Below are 16,930 nucleotides of genomic sequence, written 5' to 3'. Positions count from 1 at the left end.
CCTGATCCCCTCCCGTCACCGGGAGGGGATTTTTATTGTCCGACGGCCAGCGGCCCCCGGATCCTTCCAACTTATCCCCTCCCCCCATGCGCCGCATGGAGGGATGTCACGATCAGAAGGTCAGCGAGTAACGGACGGCAACGCCCTTGTCCGCCGATGCCGCCGCCACGTTGCCGGGCTGGTTGCGCAGGAACAGGTTGGCGTCGATCCAGCCACCGGCCAGCTGGCGGCCATAGGTCGCCTCGACATCGACTTCACGGCCCTTCGGCGCGAGGCCGAGATGCTGCGCGTCATAGCCGACCGTGCCGGTGGCATAATCATAGCTCGTCGGCAGACTCAGATCGTAGCCCCCGCTTTCGACACGCACCGGCTGCGAAATGCGCAGGCCGAAGCGGTGCTGATAGCCGACCTTCGACAGATCGAAGGCATAGGCATTGCTCCACAGGTGCCCGCTGACCAGGGCGCCGCCCTGATCGGCGCGGGTCCAGCTTTGGCGCACGGCGCCCGACAGCGACCAGCCATCGCCCATCTGCCAATCGACGCGCAGATCGACCATTCCGGTGGTAGCACCACCGCCACCAAGCGCCGTACCGAAGCGCGCACCGAGCACGCTCGCATTTTCGCGCATGATGCCCAGACCACCCGACACCGCCAACGTGCTGAAACGATGATCGAGCCGGACGGTGGCGGACTTGTAGCCCGCGCTCGTGTCGCGGCTAGACATCGGCTTCACCATCGAACCGCGCTCCGCCGACACCGTCAGCCCACCAAACCCAAGCTGATGGTGGATTGCGAAGGCCTGTCCGTCGCGGGTGGCGAAGCCCGGCGTCTCGTCGGGGCCACGCGCGACCAGGAATGGCATATCGGCGCGGCCATCGAGCATTGCCGACAGCCGTCCGGCGCCTTCCGACAGGCCGAACACCGCCTGCGTCGTCTTGTCGAGACGGGCCATTACCCGGCCGGACAACATCCGTACCGCGCGCGCGTCCGAATCATTGAGGCCGAGCCGCGCAACATCGGCAGGAACATCACCCATACGGCTCTGCGCGATGTTCAGCGATACCGCGATCGGCCCTTGCGACAGGTTGGTGGAACGGACGTCGCCCACCAGTGAACCAATCAGCGGCTGCGACCCCGATTGATGGCCGATCGTCTGGGCAATGTTGATGCCATAGGCGCGGCCGTAGCTGTCGAGAATCACGGTCTTGCCGACCGACGCTCCGGTCTGGCCCATCGCGTCGCCCATGGCGGGACTGGTCGTGCCATTGCTGGTCAGCGACACCGGTACAGTGCTACCGGCCAGGCTGCTGCTGCCCTGCGGCTGGAAGGCCTTGGCAAGGTTCAGAATACCATGGCCATAGACGCCATCGACACCGGCGGCGCCGGCGTCGGTTGCCGTCGCATAAAGCAGGTCGACGATCTGCTTGCCGGTCATGTTCGGGAACGCCTGTTCGAGCACGGCAATCGCGCCCGCGATCGTCGGCGCCGAATAAGAGGTGCCCGAGAACAGGAAGTGACCGAAATTCTCGTCGAAGCCGCGTACTGCTTCGCCCATCGCCGTCAGATAATATTGGCTGTAATTGCCGGCGCGATCCGAAAAGGATGAGATATTGTAATTGGCATCATGCGAGCCGGCGATGACCACCATGCCGTTCATGCCGCTGGTTGCCGCCATCTGCGCGAACACGTCGGGATTGGCCGCGCCGTCATTGCCGGCGGCAATCACCACCACGATCCCGGCGGCAACCGCCGCCTTGACCGAATTGACGAGTGCCGTGCTGGCGGAGGATCCGCCCAGCGACATGTTGATCACCTTCGCGCCGTTCTGCCGGGCGTAGTCCACGCCCTTGGCGAGCATATCGTCATTATGCTGGCAACCCGAACTCGAGCCGCAGCTGCCCACTGTATCGGTGCGGGCGACGAGCACGGTCGCGTTGAAGGCGACACCCATCATGTCGTTACCATCGCGCCCGGCAGCAGCGATCGAGGCGACCGAGGTGCCATGGCCATCGACATCGGCGATCCCGCGATTCGACACGATATCCTTGCTGGCGGCATCGATTCGGCCGGAAAACTGGTTGCCCGGATCGGAAAGGCCGCTGTCGAGGATCGCGATCTTGATGCCCGCGCCGGTGGCGCCAGCGTTATAGGCCGAGAGCGCGTTGGCGGCGACGTCGACGTTCGACAATTTATATTCGGCGTCGTTATAATTGATCGACGGGTTGGCCGTCGTCGACGGCGTTGGCATCACCGTGGTCGTGGTGGTCGTGGTTGACGACGTATCGGTGGCGGTCGTGGTTGCCGATGGATTAGGGGTGGTGCTCCCCGTACCCGATGATGATGGTGTCGGGGTGGAGCTGACGCCGCCCCCGCCCCCGCATGCTGCCAGAAGAATCAACGGCAAAATGCTGGCGCAAGCCCGCGCCCGGGTAAAATGAGTACGCATACACAACGCTCCGAGTACAAAAACCTTGGAGCGCAGCATGCCGAAGGGCGCTAAAGAATCGCTTAATGTCGCGGAAACCGGCGACCTTAAGCATGAACGGGAATGGTTACCAATTGGTTGCGATTGCGCATTTTAGCGACTAGGCCGCACCGATCATGCTGCCTGCGCTTAGCCATATCGAGAGCTGGATCTTCGATCTGGACAACACACTTTATCCTGCGTCGGCAGACCTTTTCGGGCTGATCGACGTCAGGATGGGTATGTATGTGCAGCGCCTGTTGGGGTGCAGTGCCGAAGAGGCCCACCGCATCCAGAAAAATTTATTTCATGAACATGGCACGACGCTCTCCGGATTGATGCGGAACCACCGAATCGACCCGCATGAGTTCCTCGACTTCGTTCATGACGTCGAAATGGATGCCCTGGAGGAGGATCGGCGACTCATCGAGGCAGTCGCCCGCCTGCCCGGCCGGAAACTGGTCTTCACAAACGGCGACGCCAATTATGCGAGTCGCGTGCTCGAGAAGCTCGGCCTGTCGAAGAGCTTCGAGGCCATTCACGACATTCACGCCTGCGCCTATCAGCCGAAGCCGCATGCAGCGAGCTATGACAGCATGACAAAGGCGTTGAACGTCGATCCGGCGACAGCCCTCTTCGTCGAGGATATGGCCCGCAATCTGAAGCCGGCCAAGGCGATCGGCATGACGACGGTATGGGTGAACAACGGATCGGAACAGGCGACGCGCGATGCCGATCGCAGCTTCATCGATTTTGAAATCAGCGACGTGGGCCATTGGCTCCACCAGATCTTAGGGGAATGACGGGAATGGCCGATCTTCAGGCAGTGATAGAACAGGCTTGGGACGATCGCGACGCAATCGGTTTCGCGACAACCGGCGAGATTCGCGAAGCGGTGAACGATGCGCTGGCCGCGCTCGACGCCGGAACGATGCGCGTCGCCGAGAAATCCGATGGTGCCTGGACCGTCAACCAGTGGCTGAAGAAAGCTGTCCTGCTCTCGTTCCGGCTCAACGACATGGAGCTGATTCCCGGCGGATCGGGCAGCACAAGCTGGTGGGACAAGGTACCGTCCAAATTTGCGGGTTGGGGCGAGGCGAATTTCCGCAGCGCCGGCTTCCGTGCGGTACCCGGATCGATCGTGCGCCGCGGCGCGCATATCGCCAAGGGCGTGGTGCTGATGCCCAGCTTCGTCAATCTTGGCGCCTTTGTTGACGAAGGCACGATGGTCGATACCTGGACGACGGTCGGCAGTTGCGCGCAGATCGGCAAGAACGTCCATCTGTCGGGCGGCGTCGGCATCGGTGGCGTGCTTGAGCCGCTGCAGGCCGGCCCGGTAGTGATCGAGGATAATTGCTTTATCGGCGCGCGTTCCGAAGTCGCCGAAGGCGTGATTGTCGAGGAGGGCGCGGTGCTGTCGATGGGCGTCTATCTCGGCGCGTCGACCAAGATCGTCGATCGCGCGACCGGGGAGATCTTCATCGGCCGCGTGCCGAGCTATTCGGTGGTCGTGCCTGGCACCCTGCCCGGCAAGGATGGCGGCCCGGGCCTCTATTGCGCGGTGATCGTCAAGCGGGTCGATGCCCAGACCCGATCGAAGACCGGAATCAACGAATTGCTGCGCGACTGAGGTAATTCCCACCCGAGTTTCCTCGGGGAGGAATTGAATGGCGCCGGCAACCGAATTGGTTACCAATGCGAATCGCGTTTCGGCATCGGCCGGCGCGCGGGGGCATGATGACGACATTCGGGCAATATCTGCAGGATTACGGCCCGGTCGCGATCATATTGTGGGCGGGGTTCGAAGGCGAATCCGCCGCGATTGCCGGCGGTGTGCTTGCCCATCGCGGCGTCATGCCGCTGTGGGCTGCCTGGCTGGCAACCGCGTTCGGCGCCTTTCTGGCTGATGAGATGTTCTTCCAGATCGGCCGGCGCTTCCGTGATCGGCCGTTCGTGGCGCGCGCGCGCCACCGCCCCGCCTTTGCCAAGGCGATGGCGTTCATCGAGCGCTACCCAACCGCCTACATCATCGTCTTTCGTTTCCTGTACGGGCTGCGCACCGTAAGCCCGATCGCGCTGGGTCTGACGCATGTCCCGTTCAGGCGATTTGCCTCGCTGAACGCCTTTGCCGCCCTGATATGGTCAGCGATATTCACCACCATCGGCTACCTGTTCGGCCCGACCGTCGATCGGATGCTCGATGCGCTTGCCCCCTACAAGAACCAGATTCTGATCGCGTTGCCGATCCCGGGAACCTGCTTCCTGATCTGGAAGCTGTGGCAATGGCACCGGCGCCGGCGCGCGATCGAACGGTCAATCGAAGCGGAAGCCTGAGATCGCCGTTTCGAGAACCTTCTCGCCATAGATCTGCTTGCCCGTTCCATCGCCAGCGCCGGCAGCGACCATCAGCGGTATCAGATGCTCCTCGCGCGGGTGCGACGAACGCCCGCCGGGTGCCTCGGCCCAATGCGTGAGCAGGTCAGCCCGCGCGCCGGCATCGGCCTCGACAGCGGCGACCAGCCAACGGTCGAACGCCTGCGACGGCGGCGTCGAACGCGGATCACCATAACCGCGCATATTGTGATAGCTCATGCCCGATCCGACGATCAGCACATTCTGGTCGCGCAGCGGCGCCAATGCGCGCCCGGCTTCGAGATGAAGCCGGGGATCGAGCCCCCGATCGACCGACATTTCGACCACCGGCACATCGGCATCGGGCCACGCCACCTTCAGGGGCACGAACACGCCATGATCGAGCCCGCGTGTGGGGTCGATCGCTGCAGCCATGCCGGCACCGGTCAACAGCGCACTTGCGCGCCCGGCAAGCCCCGGATCGCCGGGCGCGTCGTAGCGCAGATCATAGGTGTGCGGCGGAAACCCGTAATAATCGTAGATCAACGGCGGCTGCGGGCTCGCCGTGAACGCGAAACCTTCGGTCTCCCAATGCCCCGACACCAGCAGGATCGCATCGGGCCGGGCCGGCAACCGATCGGGCAGGCTGCGGAGGAAGGCGGCCATACCCGTCCACCGGCCGGCGGGATCGTCCATGAAAAAGCAGGGACCGCCGCCATGCGGGATGAACAGGGTCGGCTGGCGAACGGTCATGAGGATCTCCTCCGCACGGGAAACGCGCGGCGATCAGGATGTGGTGGCCGCGGTCGGTGGGTTCAACGCATCATCGATCAGTTTCTTCGCCCTGTCGCCATTCCAGTCCATCGCACCCAGCACACGCCACTGCTCCTTGCCTTTCGCATCGTAAAAGACGGTGGTGGGCAGCGTTTCGGTGCGCAAAGCCTGCATCAGCACATTCTGCTGATCGAGATAGGGCTGCAGGGTGGTGAATCCCTTCGCCTTGAAGAAGGGCGTGACGACCTTCGCACCCTCCAGATCCTGGCTGACGACGATCAGGCGGACCCGATCGCCTTCGCGCTTGGCGAGACCGTCCAGCGTCGGCATCTCGGCGACGCACGGCGCGCACCAGGTCGCCCACAGGTTGACCATCAGCGGCTTGCCGCGAAACTGGCTGAGCGTGGCCGGGCCGCCCTGTGGCGCTGTGAAGGGAATAGCCGGCATTTCCTTGCCACGGCTGGCGATATCGACCGTGCCGACCGATTCGGCGGGGACGCCGCCTTGCGGCGAGCTTGCGGGTTTACTATCGCAGGCGGCCAGTGGGATTGCGAGGAGCAGGACGATTAGCGGCCGCACGGAAGACTCCAACAAAATGTGGGGAGGGCGCTTCGCTGAAGGGCCCGCCGCGGTGATGCGTGAAATTAACGCCTCCATACCCTTCGACAAGCGACTTTGGCAGCAGGATATTGCCGGCTCGCAGGCGCATGTCGCAATGTTGGCCAAACAGGGCATCGTTTCGCAGGCCGATGCATCCGCAATCGCCGACGGGCTGGCCACGATTCACGGCGAATATCGTGAGCACGGCGTACCGGTCGATCTGGCCCTCGAAGATATTCACATGGCCACCGAAACCCGGCTGGCCGAACTGATCGGCCCGGCCGCGGGCCGGCTGCACACCGCGCGGTCGCGCAACGACCAGGTCGCGACCGATTTCAAATTGTGGGTGCGCGATGCCATGGATGGCGTCGACGCCGCTTTGGCCGCGCTGCAGATGGCGCTCGTCACGCGCGCCGGCGAACATGCCGCGAGCGTGATGCCGGGCTTCACCCATTTGCAGGTCGCCCAGCCGGTGACGCTCGGCCACCATCTGATGGCCTATTATGAGATGATCGCGCGCGATCGCAGCCGCTTCGCCGATGCCCGAGCCCGGCTCAACCGCTGCCCGCTCGGCGCGGCTGCGCTCGCCGGCACCGGCTTCCCGATCGATCGCGAGGCAACGGCAGCGGCGCTCGGGTTTGACGGGCCGACCGCCAATTCGCTCGATTCGGTTTCCGATCGCGATTTCGCGCTCGATTATCTGATGGCGGCGACCCAGCTGAGCCTCCATCTGTCGCGGCTGGCCGAGGAATTCATCATCTGGGCGAGCCAGCCTTACGGCTTCATCTCGCTGCCCGATGCCTATTCGACCGGCTCATCGATCATGCCGCAGAAGCGCAACCCCGACGCGGCCGAGCTGGTGCGCGGCCATTCGGGGCGGATCGCCGGCTGCATGATGGCGCTGACCATGACGATGAAGGGCCTGCCGCTCGCGTATTCGAAGGACATGCAGGACGATAAGCCGCCGGTATTCGAGGCACACGACCTGCTCGCGCTGTCGATCGCGGCGATGACCGGCATGATCGAGACGGTGACGTTCAACGTCCCCCGGCTGCGCGCCGCGGCCGAGGCCGGCTTTTCGACCGCGACCGATCTGGCCGACTGGCTGGTCCGAATCGCCGATATCCCGTTCCGCGAAGCGCACCATATCACCGGCACCGCGGTCAAGCTGGCCGAGCATGAGGGCCTGGCGCTGGGCGAATTGCCGATCGATGCGTTGAAGGCGATCGATCCGCGGATCGATGAGCGCGTCTATGGGGCATTGTCAGTCGATGCATCGGTCGCCAGCCGCTGCAGCCATGGCGGCACCGCGCCCGAACAGGTGCGTGCCCGGATCGCCGAGGCGCTGGTGGCTTTGGAGACGGCACCATGAAGACAATCGCCGCGCTGGGCGCGCTCGCCCTGATCGCGCTTACGGGTTGCGGCAAGCAGGAGACGCTGAAGCCGGCGACGGGCCATATGCTCCCGCCCAAGCCGTTGACCGCGGCCTCCCAGCCGGACGTCGACGCGCTGCTCAAGCCGCCAACCGAAACCCGTCCGGCGCGCAGCGACGACGTGTTGACCAAATCGCAGGTCCGGCCCGACGACCGGTTCGACCTCCCTCCTCCAGGCTGATCGCACACTTATGGACCATTTCACCCTGAAGCACGGCGTGCTTCACGCCGAGGACGTCGCGCTGCCCGCGATCGCCGAAGCCGTCGGCACGCCCGTCTATGTTTATTCGACCGCGACGATCGAGCGCCATGTCGCGGTGTTCAAGGCCGCGCTCGCCAATGTGGAATCGGGCCCGCATGGCCCGCTGATTGCCTTTGCCGTGAAGGCCAACCCCAACCGTGCCGTGCTGGCCACCCTGGCCGGCGCGGGTCTCGGCGCCGATGTCGTTTCGGGCGGCGAGCTGCTGCGCGCGCTGGCAGCGGGCATCGATGCCGGCAAGATCGTCTTTTCGGGTGTCGGCAAGACCGCCACCGAAATGCGGCTGGCGCTGGAAAACGGCATTTTCCAGTTCAACATCGAATCCGAACCCGAAGCGGAAATGCTTTCCGAAGTGGCCGTCGCGATGGGGCTGCGCGCGCCGGTGGCGTTCCGCGTCAATCCGAATGTCGTCGCCGGCACCCATGCCAAGATCTCGACCGGCGGATCCGAAGACAAATTCGGCGTCGCTTATGATCGTGCGATGGCGGCTTATGCCCGTGCGGCCGCACTGCCGGGCCTCGCGGTGCAGGGCGTTGCCGTCCATATCGGCAGCCAGTTGACCGATCTTGGCCCATCGCGCGCGGCGTTCGAGCGGGTCGGTACGCTGATCGCCGATCTGCGTGCCGCGGGACACCGGATCACCACCGCCGATCTCGGCGGCGGGCTGGGCGTGCCTTATGATCCGACCAAGCCCATTCCGCCTTTGCCCGATGCCTATGGCGCGATGGTGGCGGAAGTTACCGCGGGATGGAATGTGCGGCTCGTGTTCGAGCCGGGCCGGGTGATCGTCGGCAATGCCGGCGTGCTGCTGTCGCAGGTCATCCGGGTCAAACCCGGGGTCACCGACCCGTTCGTGATCGTCGATGCGGCGATGAACGATCTGATGCGACCCAGCCTCTACGATGCCTGGCACGATATCCGCAGCGTCACCCCGAATGGCGACAAAATGACCGCGAACATCGTCGGGCCGATCTGCGAAAGCGGTGACACCTTCGCCAAAAAGCGGCAGATGGACGTTGTGAAGGCTGACGATCTCGTCACGTTCATGACCGCGGGCGCCTATGGCGCGACGATGGCCAATACCTATAATTCGCGAGCCCTGACCCCGGAGGTTCTGGTTTCCGGTAACAAATGGGCGATAGTGCGAGGCCGACAGCCGATCGAGGCATTGATAGCGGGCGACACATTGCCGCCCTGGATCGAAGAGGAGCAAGCATGAAGCGGGTTCGCAAGGCTATCTTTCCAGTTGCCGGCTTCGGCACGCGCTTCCTGCCTGCGACCAAGGCTGTCCCGAAGGAGATGCTCCCGGTCGTCGATCGCCCGCTGATCCAATATGCCGTCGATGAGGCAAAGGCCGCCGGTATCGAGCAGATGATCTTCGTAACCGGCCGCAACAAAGGCGCGATCGAGGATTATTTCGACGAAGCCTATGAAATCGAGCGCGACCTGATCGACAAGGGCAAGCGCGATACGCTGCGCCTGCTCGACGGCACCCGGCTACCGGCCGGCGGCGCGGTTTTCATCCGGCAGCAGCAGATGCTCGGCCTCGGCCATGCCGTCGCCTGCGCACGCGACCTGATCGGGGACGAACCGTTTGCGGTGCTGCTGCCCGACGAATTGCTGTGGAATCCGAAATCGCCGTGTCTGGCGCAAATGACGGAAACCTATGAGGCGAAGGGCGGCAACGTCATCGCCGTGCTCGAAGTCCCCGCCGATCACACCCATCGCTACGGCATTGTCGATCCGGGGACGGTCGACGGCCTTGTCACCGAAGTGAAAGGCCTTGTCGAAAAGCCCGCGGCCGGCACCGCACCGTCGCGGCTGGCGGTCATCGGCCGCTATATCCTGCAGCCCGATATCTTCCCGCTGCTGGCGCGTGGCGAACGCGGCGCAGGCGGCGAAATCCAGCTGACCGATGCGATGGCGAAGCTGATCGGTCAGCAACCCTTCCATGCCCAGACCTTTACCGGCGATCGGCACGATTGCGGCGATAAGGCAGGATTCATCCAGGCCAATCTGGCACTCGCACTCGAGCGTGATGATATTTCGGATTCGATCCGCGCCTTCATGAAGACACTCTGAAGCGAGGCGGGAGACGACGCGGATGCACAGTCTGCCGATCTTCCTGAACCTCACCGGACGTCCCGTAATCGTGATCGGCGATGGCGAGGCCGCCCATGCCAAGCGCCGCCTGCTCCACCGCGCGGGCGCGATCATTGTCGCCGAAGTGGAGCCCGCAAATCTGGCGATCGTCGCACTCGACGACGATAAAGCTGCAACCGATGCTGCGGAGCGACTCAGGCATCGCTCGATTCTGGTCAACGTCGTCGACCGGCCGGCCTTGTGCGACTTCACCTTGCCGGCGATCGTCGATCGCGATCCCGTGTTGATCGCCATCGGCACCGGCGGCCGATCGGCTGGACTGGCCAAGGTCTTGCGACAGCGGCTCGAAGCGTTGCTGCCTAGCCGGCTCGGAGAGCTGGCCGATGCGTTGTTCGCCGCGCGTCCCCTGATCCGCCGGCAATGGCCCGACGCCACGGATCGGCGCCACGCGATCGACGCTGCGCTCGCGACGGCAGGGCTCCTTGATCCCGAGGATCCCGAAGCCATAACCCGCGTCGAATCCTGGCTGTCCGGGAACTGGCAGGCCACGCCCGATCGCTGCGTGACGATTGCGCTGCGATCGGCCGATCCAGACGATCTCACGATTCGCGAGGCCCGGCTGCTGGGGCAGGCCGATCGAATCTATCATGCTGCCGACATGCCCGCCGCGATCCTCGATCGTGCGCGGGCCGATGCCGCGCGTATCATGGCATCCCCGACGATCGGTGGCGGGGAGCCGGGGCTTTCGATCAGGCTGGAGTGGGCATGAACGGCTGCTGGCATATCGGTAAACATCATGAGGATGCCTTCGCCTGGGATCATCTCGACGGGCGCGACCAGCATATGATGGAGTGGCTCGACAAGCAGGAGGGCCTGCCCGAAACCGCGCGCTTCGCCTTGACGGCCGTCGAAACGCGGCCGCGGTGCCAGCCGTTGCGCGAGGGCACGATCATCAACCTGCGCGGCCTGCGCGAGGTCGAGGACGATGATGGCGATGCGCTTGTCTCGATCCGGTTGTGGGCGGAGCCCGGCCGGGTGATCTCGGTAACGTTCCGAACCCTGGCGGGTATCGAAGACATGCGCGATCGGATGCGCGACAATGAGTTTCGCGATCCGGGCGACCTGATCGCCGCGCTGGCGATGAAGATCACCCATCAGCTCGATCCGGTTGTCGCCGAACTGGGCGACAAGGTCGATGATTGCGAGGTGACCCTGTCCGAAGAAGGCGGCTTTGTGATGCGCCGTGAGATCGCACAGGCACGATCGAAGGCCATCAGCTATCGCCGGTTCATCGTACCGCAGCGGCAGGCGCTGGAGGATATGTCAGCGCTCCAGACCGCCTGGATCGAGGATGACGACCGCATCCACCTGCGCGAAGCTGCGGATCGCTTCGCGCGCATGGGTGAGGAATTGGAGGCGATCCGCGAACGATCGGCGCTGCTGCACGAGCAGATCAGCGATATGCGATCGGAGAAGATCGATCAGCGATCGCTCGTCATCGCGATCGTCGCGCTGGTATTCCTCCCGCTGACCTTCCTGACCGGGCTGCTGGGCATGAATGTCGACGGCATACCCTTTGCCCACGAACCCTGGGCGTTCGGCGCGGTAACCGCGACCTGCCTGGCGATCGCGGTGGTGATCACACTGTATTTCGCGCTGGCGCGCTGGTTCAAAGGCTGAGATCGACGGTAAGGATCAACGCCGCGCGCCGAAAAGCGCCGTTCCTACCCGCACATGCGTCGCGCCCAGCATCACAGCGGTCTCGAAATCGCCCGACATCCCCATGCTGAGCCCGGCGAGCTCATGGCGGCGCGCGAGCTTGGCCAGAAGCGCGAAATAGGGCGCCGGTTCGACATCGAGCGGTGGCACGGCCATCAGACCGACGATGGGCAAGCCCGCATCGCGGGCCCGAGCGAGAATCGCCGGCAGCGCATCGATCGCACAGCCACCCTTCTGATCCTCATCGCCGATATTGACCTGAATGAAGCAATCGGGACGACGATCTCCCTTGTCCATCGCCCGCGCCAGCGCATCGATCAACGACGGACGATCGACCGAATGAATCGCGTCGAACAAGGCGATGGCTTCGGCGGCCTTGTTCGATTGCAGCTGCCCGACGAGATGCAGCCTGAGCGCGCGGCCAACGCGCAGATCGGGCCATTTCGTCTGCGCCTCCTGAACGCGATTTTCGCCGAAGACCGTCTGACCCGCATCGATGAGCGGCCGAATCGTTTCGATCGGCTGGGTCTTGGAAATCGCGATCAGCGTGACATCGGAGGGATCACGATCAGAAAGATGTGCCGCGCGGGCAATCCGGCTCCGAATATCGGCGAGCAAAGCGGCGGAAGGATCGATAATCGGCATGGCCGCGCTATAAGCGGCAAATTATGCGGATGACAAACAGAAGGCGCAGGTTTCTTTGCTCCCCAAGGCCACTTTGACTCCCTCGCGGGTCCGCCCAGCGAGCAAACCATCGCTTCGGTCACCCCGTTCCTTCCCCAGCATCTGGCTGATGACGGACGAGCGGCAAGGTGAAGGTCTGTGGGCCTCCTTGCCACGCCTCCCGAAGGGCGCCGGAATCATCTTTCGCCACCATGCGACCTGCGAGCCGGAACGATCCGTACTGTTCGTCCGATTGCGTGCACAAGCGCGGCGGCGCGGGCTCATGTTGCTGGTCGCGGGGATCGACACCCGCTTGCGCGCCGATGGAACGCATCATCGTCGGAGTGGCCCACCACGATTTGGGACGGCTTCGGCACACGACATCAAGGAACTCCGCGCCGCCGAGCGATCGGGCGCTGCCGCTATCCTGATATCGCCGATCTTTCCGACCCGCTCGCACCCCGGAAAAGCCCCTTTGGGGCTGATGCGTCTGGCCCGCTTATGCCGCGCCACCGCCAAACCGGTGATCGCGCTGGGTGGCATGACGAAACATCGCGCACGACAGACGGCCCGGATCGGCGCTTATGGATGGGCCGCAATCGATGCATGGGGTTCCGATAAGTCGTAGCCCTGGTGCCACGCCGCCCGAACGATCAGAAGCGGAAGGCTGTCCCGACATAGATGGCCTGGCTGTCACGACGCATGTCGTTCGTCAGCTCCTGCCGTTCGCGCTGCGTTTTGTACCGCACGCCGCCGCTCAGCTCGAGATTGCTGGTCAGCGAATAAGAGCCGGCCAGATCGACCGACATCGTCCGATCCGGGCCCGTAATCTCCGGCGATATGCCGGAAACGCGTTCGGCGCCCAGCAACAGCCGCGTGCTCCACTTCGCACCGGTATAGCTCAGCCCGACATCGGCCAGCTCATGATTGACGGTCGACAATCCACCATCGATCCGCGTCACATCGCCGGCCAGCGCAAAATGCTTCCAGCCCACCGACGCGCCAAGGCTATAGGCCGACGGTTCGAATCCCGATCCGATCGGTGCACTGTTGACCATCACGGCAGCGGTCCGCTCCGCGCCCGCCTTGGTCGTGGCCCGCGCGCGAATCGCTACGGTGACGGCGCGACGGCCACCGCCGCCCGACGGCGTGAAACGAAAACTCGTATCGTTGAAGTCGACGCCGACGCGGCCGAACAAAGCGGCGCGCCGGGCGTCCGATGCCGCCGGCGTGAAGAAACCGATGCTTCCCACCCGCTTGTGAGAAGATTTCGCTTTATATTCCGGTGTCTTGGCGGCCAATGACGTTATTGGGGCAAGCGACATGATCGACGCAGCCGCAGCGGCGCCAACCAGCCATCTTGTAACCCCCTTGTTCATCATCCTGCACGACTCATTCTTGTATCTGCCTTGGCACTAGCACGCGGGTTCGCCCGGTTTCCAGCCATCTTCCCTAATTTTATCCGCGTGTTGCAGAATCCCCACAACGCACCAAATGGCCTTGCGCCGCATCGTCCCGGCCCTTGGGCTTGCGGGCTCAAGCGGAGCAACTATAACGGCGCCACCTGACCGAAATTCCCGAGGATCGACTGCATGAATAGCCCGGCCCGCACCGCGATCGCCCTCGCTCTTGTCGCCACGCTCGGCGCCTGCAGCCATGGCGGAAAGCATAAGGCGCAGCTCGCATCCGACATTGCTGCGTCGAAGACCACGACCATCGGCGTCAACGCCTATCTGTGGAAGGCTGCGCTCGACACGCTTTCGTTCATGCCCCTTCTGCAGACCGATTCGAACGGCGGCGTGATCGTGACCGACTGGTATGTGAATCCGAACCAGCCGGCCGAGCGCATGAAGCTGACCGTGACGATCCTCGATCAGGATCTGCGTGCCGATGCGGTGCGTGTGGCGCCGGTCCGCCAGGTGCTGGCCAACGGCCAGTGGGTCGATGCCGCCGTCCAGGCAGCGACGGCGCAGAAACTCGAGGATATCATCCTGACCAAGGCGCGCGATCTGCGCCGCTCCACCGTTACAGGCTGAAAGCTGACTCATCTCTTATGAACGCGCGTTTCAACCATCATAAGGCCGACGCGCACTGGCAGGCGATTTGGGAAGAAAGGGGCACGTTCCACGCCTCCGACGACAGCCCCAAACCGCGCAGCTATGTGCTGGAAATGTTCCCCTATCCATCGGGGCGCATCCATATGGGCCATGTCCGCAACTATACGATGGGCGATGTCCTCGCCCGTTTCCGGCGGATGCGTGGCTATGAAGTGCTCCACCCGATGGGCTGGGACGCGTTCGGCATGCCCGCCGAAAATGCCGCGATGGAAAAGAAGGTGCATCCGGGCGACTGGACGCGCGCCAATATCGCGGCAATGCGCGAGCAGCTGAAGCGGCTCGGTTTCGCGCTCGACTGGAGCCGCGAGCTCGCCACCTGCGAGCCCGATTATTATGGCCAGGAACAGGCTTTGTTCCTCGATCTCTACGCGGCCGGTCTCGTCTATCGCAAGGAATCCGCGGTCAACTGGGATCCGGTCGACATGACCGTGCTCGCCAACGAGCAGGTGATCGACGGCCGCGGCTGGCGATCGGGCGCGCTCGTCGAGCGGCGCAAGCTCAGCCAGTGGTTCCTGAAGATCACCGATTTCGCCGACGACCTGCTCGAAGGCCTGAAGACGCTCGACCAGTGGCCCGAAAAGGTCCGGACGATGCAGGAAAACTGGATCGGCAAGTCGCAGGGCATGCGCTTCACCTTCCAGCTCGATCGGCCGGTAGGCGAAACGACCAGCTTCGACGTGTTCACGACGCGGCCCGACACGATCTTTGGCGCGAGCTTTGCCGCGATCGCCGCCGATCATCCGATTGCGGCCGCACTGGCCGCCGACAATGCCGATCTCGCGGCGTTCGTGCAGGAGTGCAAGCGCACCGGCACCGCCGCCGCCGATATCGAGACCGCCGAGAAGAAGGGCTATGACACTGGGCTGACGGTCGCGCATCCGTTCGATCCCGAATGGCGGCTGCCCTTGTTCGTCGCGAACTTCGTGCTGATGGAATATGGCACCGGCGCGATCTTCGCCTGCCCCGCACACGACCAGCGCGATCTCGATTTCGCGCGCAAATATGCACTGCCGGTCACGCGCGTGGTCGCCCCGAGCGACGAAGACGCCGACACGCCGATCCATGACGAGGCCTATACCGGGCCCGGCCGGATCGTGAATTCGCGTTTCCTCGATGGCATGGCGATCGAGGAAGCCAAAGCCGCCGTGATCGCGCGCGCCGAAGCCGAAGGCTGGGGCCAGGGAACCACCGTGTGGCGGCTGCGCGACTGGGGCGTTTCGCGCCAGCGTTACTGGGGCACGCCGATCCCGATCATCCATTGCGACGATTGCGGGCCGGTCGGCGTTCCCAAGGGTCAATTGCCCGTCATCCTGCCCGAGGATGTCAGCTTCGACATTCCCGGCAACCCGCTCGATCGCCACCCGACGTGGAAGCATGTCGATTGCCCGAGCTGCGGCAAGCCCGCGCGGCGCGAGACCGACACGCTCGATACCTTCGTCGATTCGAGCTGGTATTTCATCCGCTTCGCCAGCGCCCCGTCCGATCAGCCGTTCGACAAGGCGATTGCCGAGCAATGGCTGCCGGTCGGCCAATATATCGGCGGGGTCGAACATGCGATCCTGCACCTGCTCTACGCGCGTTTCTGGACGCGGGCGCTCAAGCATATCGGCAAGATCGACATCGCAGAGCCGTTCACCGGCCTGTTCACCCAGGGCATGGTCACCCACGAGACCTATAAGTCGCCCGAGGGCATCTGGTTGGGGCCGGATGAGGTCTCCGACGGCAAGATCATCGCGACGGGCGAGCCGGTAACGGTTGGCCGCGTCGAGAAGATGTCCAAATCGAAGAAGAATACCGTCGATCCGGGACCGATCATCGACCAATATGGTGCCGACTCGGTGCGCTGGTTCATGCTGTCCGACAGTCCGCCCGAACGCGATCTGCCGTGGAGCGAGTCCGGTATCGAAGGGTGCTGGCGCTTCATCCACCGGCTGTGGCGGCTCACCGAGCCCGCCGACCCCGCGACCGGCGAGGATAAGGATCTCGACCGCAAGCTGCACCGCGCTATCGCAGGCATCGCGATCGATATTGAGGCGCTCGGCTTCAACCGCGCGGTCGCCAAGATCCATGAATTGGCCAATGCGATCGAGAAAGCGCCTCCCTCGGCCAGCCGCGATGCCGCCTGCCGGACGCTGGTTCGCCTGGTCGCCCCGATGGTCCCACATCTGGCAGAGGATGCCTGGGCCCGCCTTGGGGCCGATGGCCTCGTTGCCGATGCGGCGTGGCCCGATCATGATCCGGCCCTGCTGATCGACGACGAAGTGACGATCGCGGTACAGGTCAACGGCAAGCTCCGGGACACGTTGATGGCGCCCAAAGGCAGTTCGCGCGACGTGCTGGAGGCGATGGCGATGGCCTCCGACAAGATTGCCCGCTCGCTCGACGGCGCCGTCCCCCGGAAAGTGGTGGTAGTGCCCGATCGCCTGGTCAATATCGTCGCATGAAC

The 16,930-nt window shown here is 64.0% G+C and carries 18 protein-coding genes; 13 read left to right on the top strand and 5 right to left on the bottom strand.

The window, feature by feature from the left end:
• Positions 1–112: 112 nt before the first annotated feature.
• The gene (locus tag BLS13_RS04230; RefSeq protein WP_176943427.1) at positions 113–2,248 is read right to left on the bottom strand and encodes a S8 family peptidase; all 2,136 of its coding nucleotides are present in this window, start codon (positions 2,246–2,248) and stop codon (positions 113–115) included.
• Between BLS13_RS04230 and BLS13_RS20600 the strand changes: the two genes are divergently transcribed.
• The 4 genes from BLS13_RS20600 to BLS13_RS04215 all read left to right on the top strand — a co-directional run bounded on the left by BLS13_RS20600 (position 2,223) and on the right by BLS13_RS04215 (position 4,798).
• Positions 2,223–2,438 carry a hypothetical protein gene (locus BLS13_RS20600; RefSeq protein ID WP_176943426.1) on the top strand — a complete coding sequence of 72 codons (216 nt, stop codon included), beginning with the start codon at positions 2,223–2,225 and terminating at the stop codon, positions 2,436–2,438. The two genes, BLS13_RS04230 and BLS13_RS20600, sit on opposite strands and share 26 nt — an antisense overlap.
• A gap of 163 nt (positions 2,439–2,601) precedes the next feature.
• Positions 2,602–3,267, top strand: a complete 666-nt coding sequence (locus BLS13_RS04225; RefSeq protein ID WP_093450023.1) for a pyrimidine 5'-nucleotidase — start codon at positions 2,602–2,604, stop codon at positions 3,265–3,267.
• A gap of 5 nt (positions 3,268–3,272) precedes the next feature.
• The gene (dapD, locus tag BLS13_RS04220) at positions 3,273–4,094 is read left to right on the top strand and encodes a 2,3,4,5-tetrahydropyridine-2,6-dicarboxylate N-succinyltransferase (RefSeq protein ID WP_218123228.1); all 822 of its coding nucleotides are present in this window, start codon (positions 3,273–3,275) and stop codon (positions 4,092–4,094) included.
• 104 nt (positions 4,095–4,198) lie between these two features.
• Positions 4,199–4,798 (top strand): DedA family protein, encoded by a 600-nt coding sequence (locus BLS13_RS04215; protein WP_256325698.1) that lies wholly within the window; start codon positions 4,199–4,201, stop codon positions 4,796–4,798.
• Here BLS13_RS04215 and BLS13_RS04210 read toward each other — a convergent pair.
• Together BLS13_RS04210 and BLS13_RS04205 are read right to left on the bottom strand one after the other, a co-directional pair.
• Positions 4,778–5,569, bottom strand: coding sequence for a DODA-type extradiol aromatic ring-opening family dioxygenase (locus BLS13_RS04210; RefSeq protein ID WP_093450021.1), 792 nt, complete (start codon positions 5,567–5,569; stop codon positions 4,778–4,780). The genes BLS13_RS04215 and BLS13_RS04210 overlap by 21 nt on opposite strands.
• 33 nt (positions 5,570–5,602) lie before the next feature.
• Positions 5,603–6,169 carry a TlpA family protein disulfide reductase gene (locus BLS13_RS04205; RefSeq protein ID WP_256325697.1) on the bottom strand — a complete coding sequence of 189 codons (567 nt, stop codon included), beginning with the start codon at positions 6,167–6,169 and terminating at the stop codon, positions 5,603–5,605.
• 16 nt (positions 6,170–6,185) lie between these two features.
• Between BLS13_RS04205 and argH the strand changes: the two genes are divergently transcribed.
• The 6 genes from argH to BLS13_RS04175 are packed head-to-tail and all read left to right on the top strand — an operon-like array spanning position 6,186 to position 11,665.
• The gene (argH, locus tag BLS13_RS04200; RefSeq protein WP_093450020.1) at positions 6,186–7,562 is read left to right on the top strand and encodes an argininosuccinate lyase; all 1,377 of its coding nucleotides are present in this window, start codon (positions 6,186–6,188) and stop codon (positions 7,560–7,562) included.
• Entirely contained in the window at positions 7,559–7,804 is a 246-nt protein-coding gene (locus tag BLS13_RS04195; protein WP_093450019.1) for a hypothetical protein, read from the top strand. Before argH ends, BLS13_RS04195 begins: the two co-directional genes overlap by 4 nt.
• A 10-nt stretch (positions 7,805–7,814) precedes the next feature.
• Entirely contained in the window at positions 7,815–9,101 is a 1,287-nt protein-coding gene (gene lysA / locus BLS13_RS04190) for a diaminopimelate decarboxylase (RefSeq protein WP_093450018.1), read from the top strand.
• Positions 9,098–9,964: a UTP--glucose-1-phosphate uridylyltransferase GalU gene (galU, locus tag BLS13_RS04185; RefSeq protein ID WP_093450016.1), complete on the top strand. Its 867-nt coding sequence runs from the start codon at positions 9,098–9,100 to the stop codon at positions 9,962–9,964. Before lysA ends, galU begins: the two co-directional genes overlap by 4 nt.
• A 22-nt stretch (positions 9,965–9,986) precedes the next feature.
• Positions 9,987–10,754, top strand: coding sequence for a precorrin-2 dehydrogenase/sirohydrochlorin ferrochelatase family protein (locus tag BLS13_RS04180; RefSeq protein ID WP_093450015.1), 768 nt, complete (start codon positions 9,987–9,989; stop codon positions 10,752–10,754).
• Complete coding sequence (locus BLS13_RS04175; RefSeq protein WP_093450014.1) at positions 10,751–11,665, top strand: zinc transporter ZntB; 915 nt, start codon at positions 10,751–10,753, stop codon at positions 11,663–11,665. The genes BLS13_RS04180 and BLS13_RS04175 overlap by 4 nt, the downstream gene beginning before the upstream one ends.
• Positions 11,666–11,680: 15 nt before the next feature.
• On the opposite strand, the gene BLS13_RS04170 is transcribed toward BLS13_RS04175, so the two are convergent.
• Positions 11,681–12,349 (bottom strand): YggS family pyridoxal phosphate-dependent enzyme, encoded by a 669-nt coding sequence (locus BLS13_RS04170; RefSeq protein ID WP_093450013.1) that lies wholly within the window; start codon positions 12,347–12,349, stop codon positions 11,681–11,683.
• A gap of 148 nt (positions 12,350–12,497) precedes the next feature.
• On the opposite strand from BLS13_RS04170, the gene BLS13_RS04165 reads away from it, so the two are divergent.
• Positions 12,498–12,995: a thiamine phosphate synthase gene (locus BLS13_RS04165; protein ID WP_093450011.1), complete on the top strand. Its 498-nt coding sequence runs from the start codon at positions 12,498–12,500 to the stop codon at positions 12,993–12,995.
• A 25-nt stretch (positions 12,996–13,020) separates the two neighbouring features.
• Here BLS13_RS04165 and BLS13_RS04160 read toward each other — a convergent pair whose 3' ends face one another.
• Positions 13,021–13,749: a porin gene (locus BLS13_RS04160; protein WP_256325696.1), complete on the bottom strand. Its 729-nt coding sequence runs from the start codon at positions 13,747–13,749 to the stop codon at positions 13,021–13,023.
• Positions 13,750–13,959: 210 nt separating this feature from the next.
• On the opposite strand from BLS13_RS04160, the gene BLS13_RS04155 reads away from it, so the two are divergent.
• Positions 13,960–14,403: a DUF3576 domain-containing protein gene (locus tag BLS13_RS04155; RefSeq protein WP_093450010.1), complete on the top strand. Its 444-nt coding sequence runs from the start codon at positions 13,960–13,962 to the stop codon at positions 14,401–14,403.
• A gap of 17 nt (positions 14,404–14,420) precedes the next feature.
• Complete coding sequence (gene leuS / locus BLS13_RS04150; RefSeq protein ID WP_093450009.1) at positions 14,421–16,928, top strand: leucine--tRNA ligase; 2,508 nt, start codon at positions 14,421–14,423, stop codon at positions 16,926–16,928.
• The last annotated feature ends 2 nt before the right edge of the window (positions 16,929–16,930 follow it).

It is taken from the genome of Sphingomonas sp. YR710 (assembly GCF_900101455.1).
Classification (GTDB): domain Bacteria; phylum Pseudomonadota; class Alphaproteobacteria; order Sphingomonadales; family Sphingomonadaceae; genus Rhizorhabdus.
The sequence above is the reverse complement of the archived record's forward strand: the minus strand, read 5'-3'. Positions and strand labels throughout refer to the sequence as shown.